The following is an 18,498-nucleotide window of genomic DNA, read 5'->3' on the forward strand; positions in this document are numbered from 1 at the left end:
GGGGAGCTGTGATGTCCGTGAGCCAGAATTACATCAACCACGTTGCTCTAGTGCTGGATGCCAGCTCGTCGATGTCGCACCTGAGCCGCAAAGTCGTCGAAGTCGCCGACCAGCAGATCGCATATCTTGCGCGCCGTTCAAGGGAACTGGACCAGGAAACCCGCGTCACGGTGTACGTCTTCGCCGACAAGGTGGAGTGCGTCATCTACGACAAGGACGTGCTGCGGATGCCGTCGCTGAAGCAGCTGTACCGGACCGGGGGGATGACGGCCCTCCTGGCAGCCGCACTGAAGTCACAGCGCGAGCTGGCTCAGACGGCCCAACTGTACGGTGACCACAGTTTCCTGACGTTCGTGCTGACGGACGGGCAGGAGAACGCGAGCCACCGCTGCCAGGATTCACCCACCAAGGATCCCCGTGACCTGGTCCAGGCCGTGGCCCGGATGATCGAGACACAGCAGGACAACTGGACGCTGGCCGTCCTGGTGCCCGACCAGATGGGCAAGCGCGAGGCCATGCAGTGCGGCTTCCCCAAGGACAACATCGCCATATGGGACGCCACCAGCACGCAGGGCCTGGAGGAGGCCGGGCAGGTCATCCAGCAGGCCACCGAGAATTTCATGATGGGCCGCACCCAGGGCATCCGGGGATCGCGCGCGGTGTTCTCCACCGGTGCGGAAACGGTCAACGAGAACACCATCAAGGCAGCCGGCCTCACCCCGGTCGATCCATCGAAGTATCAGCTGATCCCCGTGGCCCGCAATGCGGCGATCAAGGAGTGGGTCATCGAATGCGGGCACACCTATCGGACCGGCGGGGCTTTCTACGAGTTGAGCAAGTCGGAGAAAGTCCAGGCGCAAAAGCAGATCGCGGTGCTGGAAAAGAAGACGGACCGCGTGTACACGGGGCCCCAGGCCCGAGCCCTGCTCGGGTTGCCTAACACGGAAGTCCGCGTCAAGCCGGACCACAACGACCACTTCACCATCTTCGTGCAGAGCACCAGCGTCAACCGGAAACTCGTGCCCAACACGCGGCTGCTGCTCATGCTCTGACATGTCGTGAAGCCGATGGGGCGCCGGGAGCTTCGCCGCTCCTGCGCCCCACCCCGGCAACACACGTGTCAGGTTCTCCGGCGATCTGGTGCCTGCTCTGCTCGAAGCCCGGCATCCACTCCTTCAGCGCATGACCGGCGGCAGGCCGAGTTCGCGCTCGCCGAGCGGGGTGAAGAAGCGCTCGACATCGGCGTCGGTGACCTCGGCCAGGGTCTTCGGCGCCCAGCGCGGCCTGCGGTCCTTGTCGACGACCTGGGCGCGGATTCCCTCCACCAGGTCGGGTGCGTCCAGGGCGGCGCAGGAGACGCGGTACTCCTGGTTCAGGACTGGCTCCAGCCGGCCGAGCTCACGGGCGCGGCGCAGGGAGGCGAGGGTGACCTTGAGGGCGGTCGGCGACTTGGCGAGCAGTGTCTCCGCGGTCTCCTTGGCAGCGGGGTCATCGTGCGCGAGCAGCCGACGCACGATCTCCTCGACGGTGTCGGCGGCGTAGCAGGTGTCGATCCAGTCGCGCTGGGCGGCCAGGACGCCCTGCGGCGGCGTCCGCACATGGCCGGCCAGGGCCTCCTCTACGGGGCGCTCGGCCAGCGCGTCGTGGAGCTCCCGCAGCGAGGCTGCCGGCACGTAGTGGTCGGCGAGCCCGCACAGCAGCGCGTCAGCCGCACCGACCTGAGCGCCCGTCAAGGCGAGGTGGGTGCCCAACTCCCCCGGCGCCAGGGCGAGCAGGTGGGTGCCGCCCACGTCCGGCACGAAGCCGATGCCGGTCTCCGGCATGGCGACCCGGGACCGCTCGGTGACGACACGGACGCTGCCGTGCGCCGAGACGCCGACACCACCGCCCATCACGATGCCGTCCATCACGGCGACGTACGGCTTGGGGTAACCGGCGATGCGGGCGTTGAGGCGGTACTCGTCACGCCAGAACGCCGCGGAGGCCGTGCCGTCGCCGTCGCGGGCGTCGTCGTGGATGGCACGGATGTCGCCGCCGGCGCACAGGCCGCGCTCCCCCGCACCGGTGATGACGACGGTCTCGACGGCAGGGTCCCGCTCCCACGCGGTGAGCGCCTCGTCGATGCGGCGGACCATGGTGTGTGTGAGGGCGTTGAGGGCTCGCGGCCGGTTGAGCGTGATGCGGGCGGCGTGCCCGGTGATCTGGAAGAGGACGGGGTCCTCGGTTCCGCTCATCGGAACGCCTCCCCCAGGCCGTGGGCCACGATGACGCGCATGTCTCGGCGATTCCTTCCCATCCAGGTTCAGGACACTTCGTCCGCTGCTGCCGGCGACGAACCACCTCGCCACCGCGGACCCTACGGTGCCTGATGACCTACCTGGACGACCTGGCGGGGTGGGCGGGACGGCGCTGCGCGATGACGGACTCGGACCCGAGCGAGGCCGCTCTCACGTCCGGTCGTCAGCGGCGAAGGAGCGCAGCGGTCAGTTCGGAGCCCCGTCGGTCAGCGACGGCACGGCGCACGGACGGAGGACCATGAGCGATTCTTCCAGGGCCGCCACCATGGCAAAGGGGAACCGGTCGAGCTCTAGACAGAGTGCGACGTCATCGGGGTGAGCTCCTTGGCGCACACCTCCCGCCAGCTCAGCGGCCGCACGCGACTCGCCGGCGCGGCGGAGGAACTCGGCCGCGTCCGCCCCGGTCTCGGTGGCCCTCCGGGCGATGTACTGAGCGCACGCCAGATCTTCGTCGGCCTGCCCACCCTCGCCAGTGACCACGAACGTGACGCTGCCGCACTCGCGGGCCCGCAAGAGCCGAGCCGTTGCCTCCGCCACCACGAAGCCGGCGCACAACACCAGCGACGCTTCCTTGACCGCAAGGGCGCCGACCGTCCCGGCCGTGGTCTTCTGCACAACGGTCCGTCCGTCAAGGTCGACAGAGCGCAGCAAGCCGGGCGAGTTGACCGCGTCGAACCCTGGCGCGGGCGGGCCGTCCTTGAGAGCCACCCAGTCCGGGTGGCGAGCCTTGAGCGCCAGGGCGTCGTCCAGCGACTCGGCAAGAACGATCTTCTCCGCCCCTTGGCCGAAGGCCCAGGCAGCCACCGTGAAAGCGCGCATGACGTCGACTACGACCGCCGCGGACGGGGCCTCGGCCAGTTCGGCGGTACCGAGGAAACGAAATTCCATCCGGTCATGATCGCGCATGCTCGCCCCGAAGCACCCTTGGTTTTCCCGACGATCGCCACAGGTCCGGCCGCGTCGTCGCGGAAGGCTGGGCGCTGTCCAGCGGGCAGCACGTGTGCGCTACATTTTGCCTCTCCTTGACCGCGATCAGTCATGATCCCTACGCTTCGGAGTTGCCAACCCCATGAGCGACATCGTCAACGGACTCGGCCGGGCCACTGCATACGGCGGTCTGGGACTGGTTCTGTTGGTCCTCGGCATCGTCCTGGTCGATGTGCTGACGCCCGGAAAGCTGGGCCGACAGATCTGGGAAGAGCGCAATCGCAACGCCGCCACGGTCCTCAGCTCCGCGCTCCTCGGTATCGGTGGCATCGTGTTCACGTCCATCTGGACGACGTACGAGGACTTCGGCAAGGGACTGGTCTCGACCGCGGCGTTCGGGCTGCTGGGACTGGTGATGATGGCGGTGGCGTTCCTGGTGGTGGACCTGGTCACACCGGGGCGCCTGGGTGCCACGCTGGTCGAGGCCGAGCCTCACCCCGCGGTCTGGGTGACAGCCTCCTGCAACCTCGCTGTCTCTGCCGTCATTTCGGCATCCATCGCCTGACAGCTGTCCCCCTCAGCGGCGTGGGGCAGGTTCTGAGAGCAGCGTCAGGGGCTTCGTACGGAGTAACTCCCGTCGCACAGTGAACGCACAGCCACTGTCCTTCCTCTTGCATGGCGGAGCCCCTGAACTGAGAGGAACGTGCTGTGCGTTCACGCAGACGTATACGTTCACGCCTGTACCCGGCCGGGTCGTTGGTCCTGGCCATGGCTGCCGCTGGATCCGTGCTGGCGGGACCGGCCGGCTCTGCCTTCGCCGCCGAGGCGGGCGGGCGGGCCGACCTGCGGGCGGATGTCAATCGGGACGGGCGGGTCGACGTCACCGGTGGCAGCGACAACAAGGGCGAGGACGGCTGGTCCGTCGAGCGTGGGGCTGTGTATCTGCCCAACATCGATGACGACGCCAAGCGGTGTCCGGTGACCGGGCCCGGTGGCCAACCGCTGTCCGACGCCAAGTTGGCCGCGTGCAACGACGGCTCCGACACGAAGGTCAACGGCGCCGACGATGCCGCCGACCTCGCGCGGGTCCGTTCCGTGCCCCTGCCCGGCCTCCCTGCGGACGCCAAGGGCAGCCTGAAAATCGCCACGGGAGGCACGCACGCGCGCCTCTTCCTCAAGCGTGCCGGGAAGTGGATCCTCGTGACGTCCGGGACCCGGTTGACGGCCGCCGAGTTGCGCTCCGGTGTGGAGTTCGGCGTCGAGGCCACCGACGTCGTCCGGGACGCTACGAAGTGGGACGGCCGTGCGGTGGTCCGGCTGACGGTGACGTCCGGGCAGAAGTCCACCTCGGACTCCGTGACCCTGCGCGTCGCCCCGCTGCTGACGCAGCATCACCTTCAGAACACCCAGCAGGTGATGGTGTCCAAGGTCCAGGGAGACGGTCCGGACAGCCGTCTTCAGCGAGAGTTCGTCAGCGCCCTCGCGAAGGAGGTCAAGAAGGCCGGCGTCACCACGCCGCTGGTCACCTTCGAGAAGTACGCCGACCGGTGGGCTCAGGACTTCGTCGAACCGGCCTACGTCAGCATGACCGGCCCGAACGGTCAGCGGCAGGTGATGCGTGTGATGCTGCGCTCCGCCCAGCCGGACCGGGACGCGGGCCGGGAGCTGTTCGAGCGGGTGCGCGGCCGTGACGTCGGTGTCGTGCAGGTGACCGACCGGGCGGAACCCGACGACTGGTCGCTCAACTCCATGGGGAACCTGGAGACCATCCCTCCCTACGCGCACGGCGGGCGCTCCTTCCCGGCCGGGCGGATCATCATGGGCGAGCGGAAGGACAGCGGGGCACGTCCGTCGAAGGTGATGCGGACGCTGCTCAAGTCGCAGGGGTTGCAGGACCCGCTGCTGCTGGACACCTCGTGGCTCGGCGTGGGGCACGTCGACGAGTTCGTGCAGTTCCTGCCCGCCGACACTCCGCGCGGCTGGCGCATCGGCGTCGCCGACCCGAAGGCGGGGCTGCGGCTGCTGCGGGACGCCAAGCGCGACGGCCACGGCAAGACGAAGATGTTCTCCGTCCCGGGCCGCAGCGGCACTCCGGCGCCCAAGGAGACCATCGACCAGGCGCTCGCGTCCCGTCACCTGGTGGCCGACAACGAGATGGCGGCGCGGCGCATCGCGGCCAACCTGGAGATCCTCAAGCGCGAGACGGGCGTCACCGACGAGGAGATCGTGCGGGTGCCGGCGCTGTACACCCGTGACTCGGAGGCCTTGACCTCCGAAGGCCAGGAGATCCCCGTGCCGCGTCTGTCGCGCATGGGCGCCGGCTCCGACCTCGTGAACAGCCTCGGGGACCACGGCCAGCAGAAGTGGCTCGCCGAGAACCCCGCCCCGCGGGCAGCGGCCGAGGCGACGGTCACGACCAGCGCTTACGTTCCCGGTGCGGTCAACGGTCTGCTGCTGGGGCGCGACCGCTACCTCGCCCCACGCCAGTGGGGGCCTGTCGTCGGCGGCAAGGACATCTTCACGGAAGCCGTCACCGCCGTCTACCAGCGAGTCGGCCTGAACGTGTCGTACATCGACGACTGGTACACCTACCACCTCGGCATGGGTGAAGTGCACTGCGGCACCAACACCCTGCGCGACGCCACGGCCGCGTGGTGGCAGCGCCCGGCCGTGAACCGTGACGGGGCGTAGACAGCGGCCGGCACACCGGGACAAGCTCCGGTGCTGGGGGGGGGATTGGCCTCAGGTGGTCGGTCGCCGGAGCCTGTCCCGCAGGGTGATGAGGGTCGGGAAGGGGTGGACGAGAGGGAGGGAAGCCATCATCAGGTGCTTCAACGCGCGGAAGTACTGCTCCGGAGTCTCACCCTCGTCCTCGTCCTCGTCCTCGTCCTCGTCCTCGTCCTCGTCCAGGAGTCTCCACATGATCTTGGTCAGGGTCGCCCACGACCAGAATGCGGCGATGATGTGACGCGCTGCCGCTTGCGTGACTGCGAGGGCGATGAGAATCCTGCCTTCCTGGCCGAGCCCGTCGTTCGGGGGCAGGCCGGCCAGGACCCCGTTGTACCGGGCCATGGTCGTGTCGGCTCGGGGTGTGTTCCGAACCGGTAGACCCAGATCGTCGAGTGCTCTGCTCTCGCACCATGTGTCCTCCAGCTCGCGGTAGATGCCGACCGCTCTGACCCGGGCTTCCACCGCCTCCCGACGGCGGCGTCCGCATCTCAGCGTCGTGGCGAGGCGTTCCAGGGCCTCGGCTTCCTTGTGCCTGTCACCGCCGGCCCGGGCCAGCTCGGTCTCGCGTTCGTGCACCTCGGCGGCCTCGGTGATACGCCCGGCCGCACGCAGTGCGATCCCGAGGTTCGCCAGCACCGCGATCAACAGGCGTTCCTCATCACGCTCCTCGTGAATCGCCGCCGCCCCGCGGTGGGCCTCGACGGCCTCCTCGTACCGGCCGAGCTGCTGGAGTCTGTCGCCCAGGGCGTTCAGCGCCACGGATTCCAGGGCGCGGTCGCACACCTTGCGGCAGACGGCCACGAGCCTCTGGTAGTTGTCCACCGCCTCCTCCGCACTCATGTCGCTCACCGACCACAGGTGCTGAAGGGCTATGGCCTGGTGGTGCTCGTCGCCGCGCTCCTGGTACAGGACGAGAGCGCGGCGAAACGTGTCGACGGCGTCGGTGGACCGCTTCATCGCGAACAACGTGTCGCCCAGGCGCATGAGTTGCAGGCCCTCGGCATGCCAGTTGCCCAGCGCGGCGAAGTGCCGTACGGACTCGGTGAGCACGTCGGCGGCTTCCTCGTACCGGCGGGTCTCGTGAAGCGTGTCGGCCAGGCCCATGAGCGCCCGCCCGATGCAGCCCTGGTCGCCGATCTCCCGGCTGAGAGTCAGGCTCTCGGTGTGCGCCTTCACGGCGTCCTCCAACCTCTCGGCGCGCTTCAGCGCGGCACCGAGGCTGGACAATGCCGTGGCCTGGCGCATCCGGTCGCCGCGCGTGCGGCTGATGTCCAGGCTCCTCGTGGCGGCCTCCACCGCGTCGTCCGGCCTGCCACAGTCGGGGAGGATCTGGCTCAGGTGGTTCAGGGCGGTTGCCTCACAGCAAGGATGGTCGATCTCGCGGGCGCAGTCGACCGCGAGCTGGGCGACGGTCGCGGCGTCGGCGGTGTAACTGCGCCGGCTGAGCAGGAACGGACGCATGTTCTCCTGCAGGTCCAGTACCGCGCGCGGGTGTCCGGTGGTCGCGGCCCGGGCGATCAGCGCCATCAGGTTGGCCCGTTCTTCCTCCAGCCATTGCACGGCGTGTGCGCGGTCCCGGAAGGCGTCCGGCAAGGGTCTGTCGTCATGGGTGTGCAGGTGTGCGTTCGCCGCCTGCACCAGTTGTCGGCAGTGTTTCAGCAGGCGGGTGAAGGCCGCGCTCCGCTGCTTGGCGCTGTCGCTTTCGACCAGCTTGGCCGCGTAGACGCGCAGGAGGTCGTGCATGCGCCAGCGTCCCGAGCCCACGGGCTGCTCCGCCAGCAGTCCGGCCCGGGCAAGCGCGGCGAGGCCGTTCCGAGTCCGGTTCCGCGACTGTCCCCAGAGGGCTGCCGCCGCGTCCGTGCTGATGTCCGGGCCGGGATGCAGCGCGAGTTGCCGGAACAACTGGCGGTGGTGCGGAAGCAACCGTTGGTATGAGAGGTGGAACGCTGCCTGGACCGCCGTCGTGTGCCCGCCGTCTTCGTAGCACAGCACGTCGAGGCGGGTGGTGGCGTCGGCAAGTTCGGCTGCGAGTGCGGCGATGGGCCGGCCCGGGTCGGTGGCGAGCAAGGAAGCGGCGATCTGCAAGGCGAGGGGATGGTGGCCGCAGTGCAGGGCGAGTTCGGCGAGCGCGTCGGCTTCCTGCGGGCGCGGATCGTCGGGCCGGGCGTGCCTCAGCGCCTCGGCGATCAGCTCCGCGGCTCCGCGGGGTGGAAGTTCGTCCAGGCCGAACAGCCGGGCCCGGAGAGAGGGTCCGGTCAGGAGGTGACGGGAGGTCACCAGCAGCCGGTGCTCGGATCGGGCGGGCACGAGGTGTTCGATCTGCACGGCGCTGGACACGTCGTCGGCGACCAGCAGCACCGCCCTGCCCTCGTCGGCGAGCCGGTTGAGCGCGGCCTGGCAGAGGCCCGTCTGCTCGTCCGGTGTCATCGCCTCGTCCACACACAACGCCCGCGCCAGCGCGCCGACGGCCTCCTGTGCGCCGACCGGCCCGGCCGGGTCGTGGCCTCGCAGGTGAAGGAAGACGGCGCCGCCGGGGAACCACCCCCGCGCCACGGCCCGATGTGCGACATGGAGGGCCAGCGCGGTCTTGCCGATGCCGGGAAGTCCGGTCAGTACCGAGACGACGGTGGCGGCACGCGCACGGGACGAGGGGGCGAGCAGCGCCAGTACGGCCTCGGCTTCCTCCTCGCGACCTGCCAGATGCGTCGGCTCCGCGGGGAGCCGCAGCATCGGTGCCGGGTCCGCGGTGCCCGACGCGCAGACCGTGTTGCCGCTGCCGCTGACCTGGATCACATGGCCATGCCCGGATGCCGTGGCTGCCTGGGACCGCGCGGCCCTGCTCCTACCGATCCCCACGCTCGGGACCTGTCGTACCGTCGCTCCCGCCGACCTGGGTGATTCCCGCCCGGCCCGATGCCGTAGCGCGCTGCGTCACCCTGCTGGGGCGCTCCTCGGGAGCAGCCTGCCCGACGTGCCCCGCGACCTGCGTGACCCTGGCGGCATCCGACGCCGTCGCACTCTGCCGCACCGCCTGACTGCCGGACCGGGGCGGGCCCGAGGTCTCCGGCGGGCGGTCGTCCGGGGGAACGGAGCCGGATTGGCCCCTCTCTCCTGCCCACCAGCCGGCCGCCGCTGCGACCATCGTGGTCACCGTCGTCGCGAACGCCGTCGCCACCAACCACCGGTCGGCCTCCGCTCCGGGGAGGAAACCGAAGGGGGCGACCCGTGCCGACCACAGACAGATCACGAACGTGCCTGCCCCCGCGACCACCGTGACGGCCCAACGCCTTGCGCCTCGCATGCGTCCCCCCTTGTCTCAACGCGTGATGTCAGAGTTACAGCGGGATATGACGCGCCGGGAGCAAAACATGGAAAACAGGGACAGCGTCTCCCTCTTCGGCTATCGCACGGCAACGGGTCACAGGCGGCCGGGAACAGGCATAGACCTTTTCATGATCGCGGACTAGGCTCTGCCGCGCGTATCCCGAGAGCGCTCTCAAGTTCTGCTGTTCCACCCCCACCCTGCTGGAACAACGAAGGGGCATCCCTTGAGACGCACCACATCCCTGCGCACCGGACTGTCCGCACTTCTCCTGCTCGGCACCTGGGCCACCGCGAGCGCCCTGCCGGCCTCCGCCGCGGACGCTCCCGCTCGCTCCACCGAAGCACCGGCCTCCCTCGGACTCCTCTCCGCGATGCAGCGCGACTTGGGGCTGACCCGGGACGAGGCCGCAGCGCGCCTGGCCGCGGAGAAGACCGCGACAGCCGTCGAACGCAAGGCGCGCAAGGCCGCCGGTTCGGCCTACGGCGGCTCCTGGTTCGACGCCCGCAGTGGCGAACTCACCGTCGCCGTCACCCGCGCCGCGCATGCCGACGCCGTACGTGCGACCGGAGCGACCGTACGCCTCGTGCGGTACGACGCGCGGCAACTCGACGCGGCGAAGAGGAGCATCGACGCGCTGCCCGCGCCCGCCGGAGTCGGGAGTTGGCACGTGGATCCGAAAGCCAACAAGGTCGTCGTGAACGTCGTCGCCGCGCACCGGGACGACAACGATGTCCGGGCCTTCCTCTCCCGAGCCCGCCAGGCCGGTCCCGTAATGGTGCGGCAGGCCCCCGCCGCACCGCGTACCTTCGCCGCCGGCACCGTGGGCGGCGACCCGTACTACACCGGCAACGTCCGCTGCTCCATAGGCTTCTCGGTGCACGGCGGCTTCGTCACCGCCGGGCACTGCGGCTCGCCGAGCTCGGCGGTGTACGGCTGGGACCGGTCGTACATCGGCACTTTCCAGGGGTCGTCGTTCCCGGGCAACGACTACGCCTGGGTGAACGTGGGAAGCGGCTGGTGGACCGTACCGGTGGTGCTCGGCTGGGGCACGGTCTCCGACCGGCTCGTCCGCGGCTCCGCCGAGGCCCCGGTGGGTGCGTCCGTCTGCCGTTCCGGTTCCACCACTCACTGGCACTGCGGCACCGTGCTGGCGAAGAACGAGACGGTGAACTACAGCCAGGGCGCCGTCCACCAGATGACGAAGACGAGCGTCTGCGCCGAGCCCGGTGACTCCGGCGGTTCCTTCATCAGCGGCGACCAGGCCCAGGGCGTCACCTCCGGCGGCTGGGGCAACTGCGGCAGTGGCGGCGAGACCTGGCACCAGCCCGTCAACGAGATCCTCAACCGGTACGGGCTGACGCTGCACACAGCCTGACCACTGATCAGCACGCCGAGCGGGCCCCGGCACGAACGTCCTCCGGAGCCCGCTCGGACCGCGGGTCCAGGTACGAGATCGCTTTGCCGGCCCTGCGTGCTTCAGCCGGCGCCAGGTGCTACTCGTTGCGGCTGCGGGGGCCGTTGTACCGCTGGTCGGTGACGGGTTCCGCCCACCGGGTCTCGGGGGTGCCGTCGCCGGTGCCCTCCCACAGGGCGATGTGTTCCATGAAGCGGTCGGGGGTGGCACCGTGCCAGTGCTCTTCGCCGGGCGGGCAGCTGACGGTCTCACCGGGACGGGCTTCGAGGACGGTGCCGTCCCGGGTGCCGATCAGGGCGATGCCGGAGACCACGTGCAAGGTCTGGCCCACGGCATGGGCGTGCCAGTTGGTACGGGCGCCGGGCGAGAAGCGGACGAGGTTCGCGCGCATCCTGGAGGGTTCCTGACCCGCGACGATGACGTCCCACCAGACGTCGCCGGTGAACCAGTCGGCCGGCGCCTTGCTGGTGGGCCCGGGCTTGATGAACTCCATGTGGGCTTCCTTTCGAATCCGGTGGTGGACAGCCGGCGGGGCAGGTCCGCGACACCTTCGGTCAGAAATGACGCCCTGCCGTGTCATGCAGGCAGGGGTTCGGCGTAGTGCCGGTACCCGACGCGTTCGGTGTGCAAGGCGTAGAGGCGTTCGGCCAGCGCGGCGGGGCTGGAGTGCTCGGCCTCCGGGCGGATCGCGCCGGGGATGATCAGCTGGGTGGCGTGGATGTTCTCCGGGGCGAGCGCGTCGTGGAGCATCGCCGCGTAGGCGCTCTCGCCGGCGAAGGCGATGGACGTGCCCGCGCGCTCAGGGTGCGGCCGCACGGCGCTGCCGCCGTTGACGAACAGCAGCGTGCCGCGGCCCAGGGCCCGCATGCCGGGCAGGACCGCGTTCACGCAGGTGACGGGCCCCTTGACCGAGAAGGCGAGCGGATCGTCGAGGTCGGTGGCGGTGGTGTCCAGGACCGGCTTCATGAAGTCGGCGCGCGGCACGGGGCTGTACTGCAGGACCTCTACGGGCCCCAGTTCCTCGGCGGCGCTGTGCAGAGCCGTGGTGAGGGAGGCGGCGTCGAGGACGTCGGCGGTGTAGCCGCGGGCCTGGATGCCGTCGGCCGTGAGGTCGGCCACGAGATCGTCGAGGTGCTCGGCGCTGCGGGCCAGCAGAGCGACGCTGTGGCCGGCGGCGCCGAAGCGGTGGGCGGCGGCGAGCCCGAGGCCCGGGCCGGCGCCGATGAGAGCGTACGTGGTCACGGTGAGTCCTTTGTCGAAAGGGTGCGGAGCGCAGGGCTGCGGGTGTGCCCGGCCCCTGGCTGTCACGGAGTGAGGAGGGCCTTGATCGCGCGGCGCTCGTCCATGGCTCGGTAGCCCTCGGCGACCTGGTCGAGGGGCAGGGTGAGGTCGAAGACCTTGCCGGGGTCGATGCGGCCGGTCAGGACGTGGTCGATGAGGTCGGGCAGGTAGCGGCGTACGGGGGCGGGGCCGCCGCGCAGGCCGACGTGGGAGAAGAACAGTTCCTGCCCGTCGACGGCGACGTCGTGGGGGACGCCGACGAAGCCGATGTCGCCGCCGGGTCGCGCCGAGTGCAGGGCCTGCTGCATGGCCTGGGCGGTGCCGACGCACTCCAGGACGCTGTCGGCGCCGATGCCGCCGGTGAGGTCCTTGATCCGGGCAACGCCTTCGTGACCGCGCTCGGTGACGATGTCCGTGGCGCCGAATTCCACGGCGAGCTTCTGCCGGGATTCGTGACGGCTCATCGCGATGATCCGCTCCGCGCCCCTTTCCTTGGCCGCGATCACCGCACACAGGCCGACCGCACCGTCACCGACCACCACGGCTGTGGAGCCGGGCTCGACCCGGGCGGCGTCGGCGGCCCACCAGCCGGTGCCCATGACATCGGAGACGGCCAGCAGACCGGGCCAGAACTCCCGCGCCGGCGTCTCGTCGGTGGCGACCAGCGTGCCCTGGGCGTTGGGGATGCGCACATACTCGGCCTGGCAGGTGCCCATGAACTCGCGGTTCAGGCAGTTGGACTGAAAGCCGTTGCGGCAGTTGGCGCAGGTGTTGTCGGAGGTGGCGAACGATCCGACGACGAACTGGCCCGGCCGTACGGCGGTGACCTCGCTGCCGACCTCCTCGACGAAGCCGACGTACTCGTGGCCCATCGGATGCGGTTCGTCGGTCGCGTCCAGGCCTCGGAAGGGCCACAGGTCGGAGCCGCACACGCAGGTCACGGCGGTGCGGATGATCGCGTCGGTGGGCTTGAGGATCTTCGGGTCGTCGAGCGTCTCGATGCGGACGTCGCCAGGGGCGTGGATCACTGCTCCGCGCATGAGGGTGGTTCCTTACGTGCTGAGGGAGGTGCTGTTCGCACCTGCGTGCCGCGGCTCCTGCGTGCCCGGGTTGCCGGGTGCCGCGTCTTCCAGAGAACCGCGCATCGGGGCGCGCAGCGAGTCACTGATGAGGGGTGTACTGGCAGTACATCGCTCAGGCGGCGCTCGGGCCGTACGGTCGAGACATGGACAACCGTGATGAGGTTCGCGAGTTCCTGACCTCGCGGCGGGCCAGGATCAGCCCGGAGCAGGCGGGGCTTCCCGCCGGGGCCCGGCGTCGCGTGCCGGGGCTGCGCCGCAGCGAGGTCGCGGCCCTGGCCGACATGAGCGTCGAGTACTACGCCAAACTCGAACGCGGCAATCTCTCCGGCGTCTCCCCGGCGGTCCTCGAAGCGGTCGCCCGCGTGCTCCAGCTGGACGACGCCGAACGCGCTCACCTGCTGAATCTGGCGCAGGCGGCCGACGGCTCCGACGCCCTCACCCGCCCCCGGCGCCGACGCACCAGGGACCAGTGGAAGCCCCACCGCACCCTGCAGTGGACACTGGACGCCATCACCGCCGGGCCCGCGTTCGTGCGCAACGGGCGCATGGACATCCTCGCGACCAATCAGCTCGCCCGCGCCTTCCACCGCGACATCTACGCCGCCCCGGGGAATCAGGCGAACCTCGCGCGGTTCCAGTTCCTCGACCCTGCGTCCCGGCGCTTCTACCCCGACTGGGACCTGTTCGCCGACATTGCGGTCGCCATCCTGCGCACCGAGGCCGGCCGCAACCCGTACGACAAGGACCTGCACGACCTCGTCGGTGAACTGTCCACCCGGAGCGAGGAGTTCCGCACCCGCTGGGGCGCGCACAACGTCCGCCACCACGGCACCGGAATCAAGCGCTTCCAGCACGAGGTGGTCGGCGAGCTCACACTCGCCTTCGAAGGCCTGGAGCTGGCCGCCGAACCCGGCCTGACCATGACCATCTACACCGCTGAGCCCGGCTCGCCGTTCGAAGAGGGCTTGCGCCTGCTCGCCTCCTGGGCCGCCACGCACGAGGCTCCGGCGGCCTCGCAGCAGTCCACGACGAGCTGATTCCGGCGACGGGCAGCGTCATTTTCTGACCGCACGAAGTTCCACGCGGAGTGGGGTGCCGGGGCAGCTCGGGCGGCGGCCATGTCTTCGTTACGCAGGAATGCGGCTCGGTGGGTAGGGGCGTCGGACCCCGACAGGTGTCAGGACCGCTGGTCGGGGGTCGGAGACTAGGCTCGCGCTCGACTTCCGTAGCAGCCCGGCTGCACGCCCGCCCCATGGTGAAGTCGACAAGTCTCTTTCCACAGAGGTGGCAATGATCGCGTCGAAGATGGTCCGTCAAACCGCCGCGCTGGCGTCCGCGGCCGCGGCACTGCTCATGCTCGGCACCGTCGAGGCCCAGGCCGCCACGGCGGCGAGCTCGCACGGATGTCCCGACGGTGCCTTCTGCATCTATCCGGAGAACACGGGCTTCAACAACGACGTGCCCTCACACGTGTACTGGTCCCGGGGGGTGCACCAGCTCTCCAACCAGTACGGCATTCACATGATCTACAACAACCAGACGGACGGCTGGAAGGCCGACATCTGCGTCAACTCCAACGGCACCAACTGCTGGACCGCGAACCAGGGTTACGCCAACGAGATCGACCTCACGCCGATCAACTCGGTGGTTCTGCGCCCGTAAACCGGCGCCGGCCCAGGAGCCCGACCGCAGGCGCGATCGGGCTCCGCGCGTTCCGTGGTGCGTGCTCAGGGGGCCGTACGTGGTTCACAGCATGGCCGTCTCGTCCGGGGTACCGGCGCTGGCCGGCTCTCCGGGCCAGTCGCATGCCCTCGTAGGTCGGGGTCACCGGGCCGACCTTGGGATGCATGCCGGAAGGTCTTCTGCCCGCCGCCGCGTTCGCAGACGTCGTACCGCTCCCAGAGAGGGAGGACCCGCTGCGTATTGCCACGCGGCACCTGCCTGCCGCTCGGCTGACATCGATCGGACAGGGCCTGTCACTGATGCCGATGACCGACTCGCTGTTCGAAACCGTCACAGACGGCAGCGGCGCGTTGGGCCGGCATCGGCACAACGAAGCGTGGATCGCCTGACGCGCCCTTCGGGACGCACTCCTGCCGGTGCACCCGCACGGCTCCGGCTGTGCACGATCCACCGCGAGCTGATGCACGACTCCCCCGCTGCCCGCGTCAGTCCATGCCGGTTTCGAGGTGGTGCGCGAGATCGATCAGGTCTGCCGGCCGCATCACCCGTCCGTCGAACCCTGGCAGAGGGACATGCAGGGGTTCGGTCCAGCGGTCGGGGATCGCGTCCCATCCGTAGTACGCGCCCGCGAGACCTCCGGTGACCGCGGCGACGGTGTCTGTGTCGCCGCCCACGTCGATGGCCGCGCGAAGGGCGTCCTCGAAGCTGTTCGTGTTGCGCAGAGCCCAGACCGCCGACCCGAGGCAGGGCCAGACCGCGCCGTTGAACTCGGTTGCCTGGTCGGGATGCCAATCGGCAGCAAGGACTGTGCCGTATCGACGGCGGTGGTCGGGATGGACGTCTTCCAGGACGTCGGGCAGGGCGCGGAGCGGGTCGGCGCCTGCCAGGGTGAGGCGGATGAGTTCGTGAAATATGGCCGTGCCTTCCCATGCGGCGCGGTCGCCGTGGGTAAGGGCGGCGATACGCCGGGCGGCGTCCATCGTCATCGTCCGCCCGGCACGAGCGAAATAGACCGCAGATGTCGACGCCCTCATCAACGATCCGTTACCGGCTGCTCGTTGCGTGACCTGGAAGTGGATCGCGGCTGCCAGGTCCCACGGCATGCCGTTGGTCAGGACGTCCTCCGTCTGCAGGCCGATGTCCTTTGGGTCGGCTGCCGCCCACTGTTGGAAGCGGCCGAAGATGTCCGGCAGATCCAGTCCGCCCCGCCGCAGTAGTGACTCCGCGACGAGAACGGCCATCTGCGTGTCGTCCGTGCCTTCGCCCGGTTCCCAACCGCCGCCTCCGCACATCTCGCCACCGCCCCCCGGTTCCGGGAAACGGGCGGAGAACGCACCCGGTGGACCGAACTCGAAGGGTGCTCCCAGTGCGTCTCCGACGGCTGAGCCGACGACCGTCGCGACGGCTCGGTCCATGCGCTTCATCCGTGCAGGCTATCGGCGTCACACGGCAGCCGACCGGCCTCTTCTACGTGGTGGGCGGCGAGGGCGTCCGACGTCGCGGCCTTCACCAGGTCCAGGAAGTTGTAGGCGTGTCGGAAGCCTCCTGGAACCAAGCAGCCGCGTCCGGCTGCGGATGCGGTCGTCAGGTGAGGTCGTGGCCGGGGCCGTCGTCCAGTGCGATGCGGGCGGTGATGCGTTTGCCCACCGGCTCCCGCTGCACCTCGAAGTTTTCAACCACGGCCTTCACGATCTCCAAGCCGTGTTGGCCGATCCTGCTGGGATCGGCCGCCCGGGCCGCGGGGATCGTGGGGTCGCTGTCCCACACCATGACCTCCACGGCGCGGGCGGTGATGCGCAGCTCCAGCAGGACGGGGCCGGGAGCGTATTTGCGCGTGTTGGTGACAAGCTCGCTGACCACCAGCTGGGTGAGGTCCCGCACGCGGGCAGAAACGTGCAGGTGCTGGTCGTCGCTGACCTGGTCGAGGAAAGCGGCGGCGTGATGGCGGGCATCTGCAATACAGCTGTCGTCTCCGTCCAAGGCGTACCCCACGCGCATGAGCTGCTCGTCCGGCGTTGTACAGCCGTCACCGTCGGTATCAGATCCCACTGGCCTCGCCCTCATTCCCCGTTCACGCGCGCCGGTACCCGTTTCTGCGCCCTGCATGCCGCAAGGGTGTCGTTCGGCACAGCCGCTCAGGTGCATCCGGCCGGGGCGGTAGGGCAGAATCAAGCGCGCACGTTCTGACCGGGCAAGCCTAAACACACTTGAGGAGACGGTGTCCCAGCTCGAGGAAGCGGACCGGCCGGGCCGGCTCCACGCCGAACACCGCATGGCCGGAGACATCCGTGTCGTGACGCTGCGGGGCGAGATCGACCACGACGTCCGGGACGTGCTCAGCGCAGCCCTGCTGGTCGATGACGGGACGGTCCCGCCGCGGATAGTCGCGGATCTCAGCGGAGTGACCTTCATGGACTCCAGCGGCATCAACGTCTTCGTCGCCACCCACCAGCAGGTGAGCCGCGCGGACGGCTGGGTACGCATCGCCGGCGCTCAGGAAACGGTCCTGCGTGTCCTGCAGTTGGTCGGGGTCGACACCCTCATCCCCTGCCACCCCACCACCGAGCAGGCCCTGACGTCCTGACCCGCGCCGTCAGCGCTGTGCTTCGGCAAGCGATCCCCGCAGGTCGATGAGCTGCCGGGCGGCGGTCGCGGCACCGTCGGTGCGTACGGCGTCGGCGACCGTGCGTGCCTGCGCGGCGACCTCGCCGTCGAGGGCCCGGCGGAGAGCGGGCAGGAGGGTGTCGGTGGTGAGGTCGCCGAAGGGGTGCGCGCTGCCGATGCCGAGGTGCTCGACGCGGCGAGCGAAGTAGAGCTGGTCGAACTGGAGCGGGACGACGACCTGGGGTGCTCCGGAGACGGCAGCCACGGTGGTGGTGCCGGCGCCGCCGTGATGGATCGCGGCGGCGACCCGCCGGAACAGTGCCTGCTGATTCACCTCGCCGATCAGCAGACAGTCGGGGGCGTCGTCCACGAGGGAGAGTTCCGCCCAGCCGCTGGAGAGGACGACACGACGGCCCAGTGCGCGAGCCGTGTCGATCACGGCCTTCGTGACACCGTCCGGTGCGCGGGAGCTGCCGAACCCGCAGTAGACGGGTGGCTGCCGGCGTCCAGGAAGCTCTCCAGTTCGTCGGAGAGCGGACGGGTGTCCGGCAGCACCCAGGCTCCGGTCTGGCGCACGTCCAGTTCGGACGGCTGCGGCCACGGGGCCAGGGTCGGGTCTGCGGCCAGCCACGGGGCGCCGGTGAAGAAGTGGTCGCGCATGTCCCGGACCGGGGACAGCCCGACGGTCGCGCGTCGTGCGTTGAGGGCCTCCCGGAAGACGGCGTTCCAGCGTTCGGCGTCCCGATCCCACAGTGTGCGGTTGTCGATCGTTCCGTCCGCCGGCTTCTCTCCGAGGGTGCCGAAGACTGGTGGTGCGTGGTGGGCGGACGGCAGCGTGACCGGGGCGAAGGCGGCGTAGACGTAGCCGATGCCACGCTGTTCGGCCACCGAGCGGGCGGCGATGGCCAGCCCGCCGCCTCCCACGATGGCGTCGCAGCCCTCCGCGGCCCTGCCGACCGCCTCGAACTGCGCGGCGACGGTGCTCTCGATCATCTGGCGGCGCTGTTCGGGCGTGGGCACGGTACCGGTGCTCCGCCGGGCGGTCCCGCTCAGTTCGGGGCCGCGAGAAGTAGCTTCTCCTCAGCCCACCAGCCGCGCCCGCCCGGCACTCGGGCGAGCGCGGCGTGGGTCAACCCATTCCTGGCAACCCCACAC

The 18,498-nt window shown here is 69.8% G+C and carries 18 protein-coding genes; 8 read left to right on the plus strand and 10 right to left on the minus strand.

The window, feature by feature from the left end; all coding sequences use genetic code 11:
• Positions 1-11: 11 nt before the first annotated feature.
• Positions 12-1,052 (plus strand): vWA domain-containing protein, encoded by a 1,041-nt coding sequence (locus tag AB0G20_RS28445; RefSeq protein ID WP_361307156.1) that lies wholly within the window; start codon positions 12-14, stop codon positions 1,050-1,052.
• Between the two features lie 123 nt (positions 1,053-1,175).
• On the opposite strand, the gene AB0G20_RS28450 is transcribed toward AB0G20_RS28445, so the two are convergent.
• The gene (locus AB0G20_RS28450; protein ID WP_361307158.1) at positions 1,176-2,234 is read right to left on the minus strand and encodes an enoyl-CoA hydratase/isomerase family protein; all 1,059 of its coding nucleotides are present in this window, start codon (positions 2,232-2,234) and stop codon (positions 1,176-1,178) included.
• A gap of 249 nt (positions 2,235-2,483) precedes the next feature.
• Positions 2,484-3,185, minus strand: coding sequence for a 2-phosphosulfolactate phosphatase (locus AB0G20_RS28455; protein ID WP_361307464.1), 702 nt, complete (start codon positions 3,183-3,185; stop codon positions 2,484-2,486).
• Between the two features lie 181 nt (positions 3,186-3,366).
• Between AB0G20_RS28455 and AB0G20_RS28460 the strand changes: the two genes are divergently transcribed.
• A complete protein-coding gene (locus AB0G20_RS28460) occupies positions 3,367-3,789 on the plus strand; it encodes a DUF350 domain-containing protein (protein ID WP_361307160.1) in 423 nt (140 codons plus the stop codon).
• A 203-nt stretch (positions 3,790-3,992) separates the two neighbouring features.
• Complete coding sequence (locus AB0G20_RS28465; protein WP_361307162.1) at positions 3,993-5,915, plus strand: protein-arginine deiminase domain-containing protein; 1,923 nt, start codon at positions 3,993-3,995, stop codon at positions 5,913-5,915.
• A gap of 51 nt (positions 5,916-5,966) precedes the next feature.
• Here the strand turns inward: AB0G20_RS28465 and AB0G20_RS28470 are convergent, their stop codons facing one another.
• A complete protein-coding gene (locus tag AB0G20_RS28470) occupies positions 5,967-8,747 on the minus strand; it encodes a tetratricopeptide repeat protein (protein WP_361307164.1) in 2,781 nt (926 codons plus the stop codon).
• A 755-nt stretch (positions 8,748-9,502) separates the two neighbouring features.
• On the opposite strand from AB0G20_RS28470, the gene AB0G20_RS28475 reads away from it, so the two are divergent.
• Complete coding sequence (locus tag AB0G20_RS28475; protein ID WP_361307166.1) at positions 9,503-10,654, plus strand: S1 family peptidase; 1,152 nt, start codon at positions 9,503-9,505, stop codon at positions 10,652-10,654.
• Between the two features lie 118 nt (positions 10,655-10,772).
• Here the strand turns inward: AB0G20_RS28475 and AB0G20_RS28480 are convergent, their stop codons facing one another.
• The 3 genes from AB0G20_RS28480 to AB0G20_RS28490 form a co-directional block, all read right to left on the minus strand.
• Positions 10,773-11,186, minus strand: coding sequence for a cupin domain-containing protein (locus AB0G20_RS28480; RefSeq protein ID WP_361307168.1), 414 nt, complete (start codon positions 11,184-11,186; stop codon positions 10,773-10,775).
• An 83-nt stretch (positions 11,187-11,269) separates the two neighbouring features.
• Complete coding sequence (locus AB0G20_RS28485; RefSeq protein ID WP_361307170.1) at positions 11,270-11,935, minus strand: SDR family NAD(P)-dependent oxidoreductase; 666 nt, start codon at positions 11,933-11,935, stop codon at positions 11,270-11,272.
• Positions 11,936-11,997: 62 nt separating this feature from the next.
• Entirely contained in the window at positions 11,998-13,014 is a 1,017-nt protein-coding gene (locus AB0G20_RS28490; RefSeq protein ID WP_361307172.1) for a zinc-dependent alcohol dehydrogenase family protein, read from the minus strand.
• 185 nt (positions 13,015-13,199) lie between these two features.
• Between AB0G20_RS28490 and AB0G20_RS28495 the strand changes: the two genes are divergently transcribed.
• From AB0G20_RS28495 to AB0G20_RS28505, 3 genes are all read left to right on the plus strand, one after another.
• On the plus strand, positions 13,200-14,093 hold the full coding sequence (locus AB0G20_RS28495; protein WP_361307174.1) for a helix-turn-helix transcriptional regulator: 894 nt from the start codon (positions 13,200-13,202) through the stop codon (positions 14,091-14,093).
• A gap of 253 nt (positions 14,094-14,346) precedes the next feature.
• Positions 14,347-14,718 (plus strand): hypothetical protein, encoded by a 372-nt coding sequence (locus tag AB0G20_RS28500; RefSeq protein WP_361307176.1) that lies wholly within the window; start codon positions 14,347-14,349, stop codon positions 14,716-14,718.
• Between the two features lie 185 nt (positions 14,719-14,903).
• Positions 14,904-15,128, plus strand: a complete 225-nt coding sequence (locus AB0G20_RS28505) for a hypothetical protein (RefSeq protein ID WP_361307178.1) — start codon at positions 14,904-14,906, stop codon at positions 15,126-15,128.
• A 96-nt stretch (positions 15,129-15,224) separates the two neighbouring features.
• On the opposite strand, the gene AB0G20_RS28510 is transcribed toward AB0G20_RS28505, so the two are convergent.
• Together AB0G20_RS28510 and AB0G20_RS28515 are read right to left on the minus strand one after the other, a co-directional pair.
• Positions 15,225-16,163 carry an ADP-ribosylglycohydrolase family protein gene (locus AB0G20_RS28510; protein WP_361307180.1) on the minus strand — a complete coding sequence of 313 codons (939 nt, stop codon included), beginning with the start codon at positions 16,161-16,163 and terminating at the stop codon, positions 15,225-15,227.
• A 160-nt stretch (positions 16,164-16,323) separates the two neighbouring features.
• Positions 16,324-16,737, minus strand: coding sequence for an ATP-binding protein (locus AB0G20_RS28515; RefSeq protein ID WP_361307466.1), 414 nt, complete (start codon positions 16,735-16,737; stop codon positions 16,324-16,326).
• Between the two features lie 220 nt (positions 16,738-16,957).
• On the opposite strand from AB0G20_RS28515, the gene AB0G20_RS28520 reads away from it, so the two are divergent.
• Positions 16,958-17,323, plus strand: coding sequence for an STAS domain-containing protein (locus AB0G20_RS28520; RefSeq protein WP_361307182.1), 366 nt, complete (start codon positions 16,958-16,960; stop codon positions 17,321-17,323).
• A gap of 9 nt (positions 17,324-17,332) precedes the next feature.
• Here the strand turns inward: AB0G20_RS28520 and AB0G20_RS28525 are convergent, their stop codons facing one another.
• On the minus strand, positions 17,333-17,782 hold the full coding sequence (locus tag AB0G20_RS28525; RefSeq protein WP_361307184.1) for a nucleotide disphospho-sugar-binding domain-containing protein: 450 nt from the start codon (positions 17,780-17,782) through the stop codon (positions 17,333-17,335).
• Positions 17,779-18,363 (minus strand): hypothetical protein, encoded by a 585-nt coding sequence (locus AB0G20_RS28530; RefSeq protein WP_361307186.1) that lies wholly within the window; start codon positions 18,361-18,363, stop codon positions 17,779-17,781. The genes AB0G20_RS28525 and AB0G20_RS28530 overlap by 4 nt, the downstream gene beginning before the upstream one ends.
• Between the last annotated feature and the right edge of the window lie 135 nt (positions 18,364-18,498).

Origin of the sequence: Streptomyces sp. NPDC024017, from assembly GCF_040638895.1 — a bacterium.
Classification (GTDB): Bacteria; Actinomycetota; Actinomycetes; order Streptomycetales; family Streptomycetaceae; genus Streptomyces.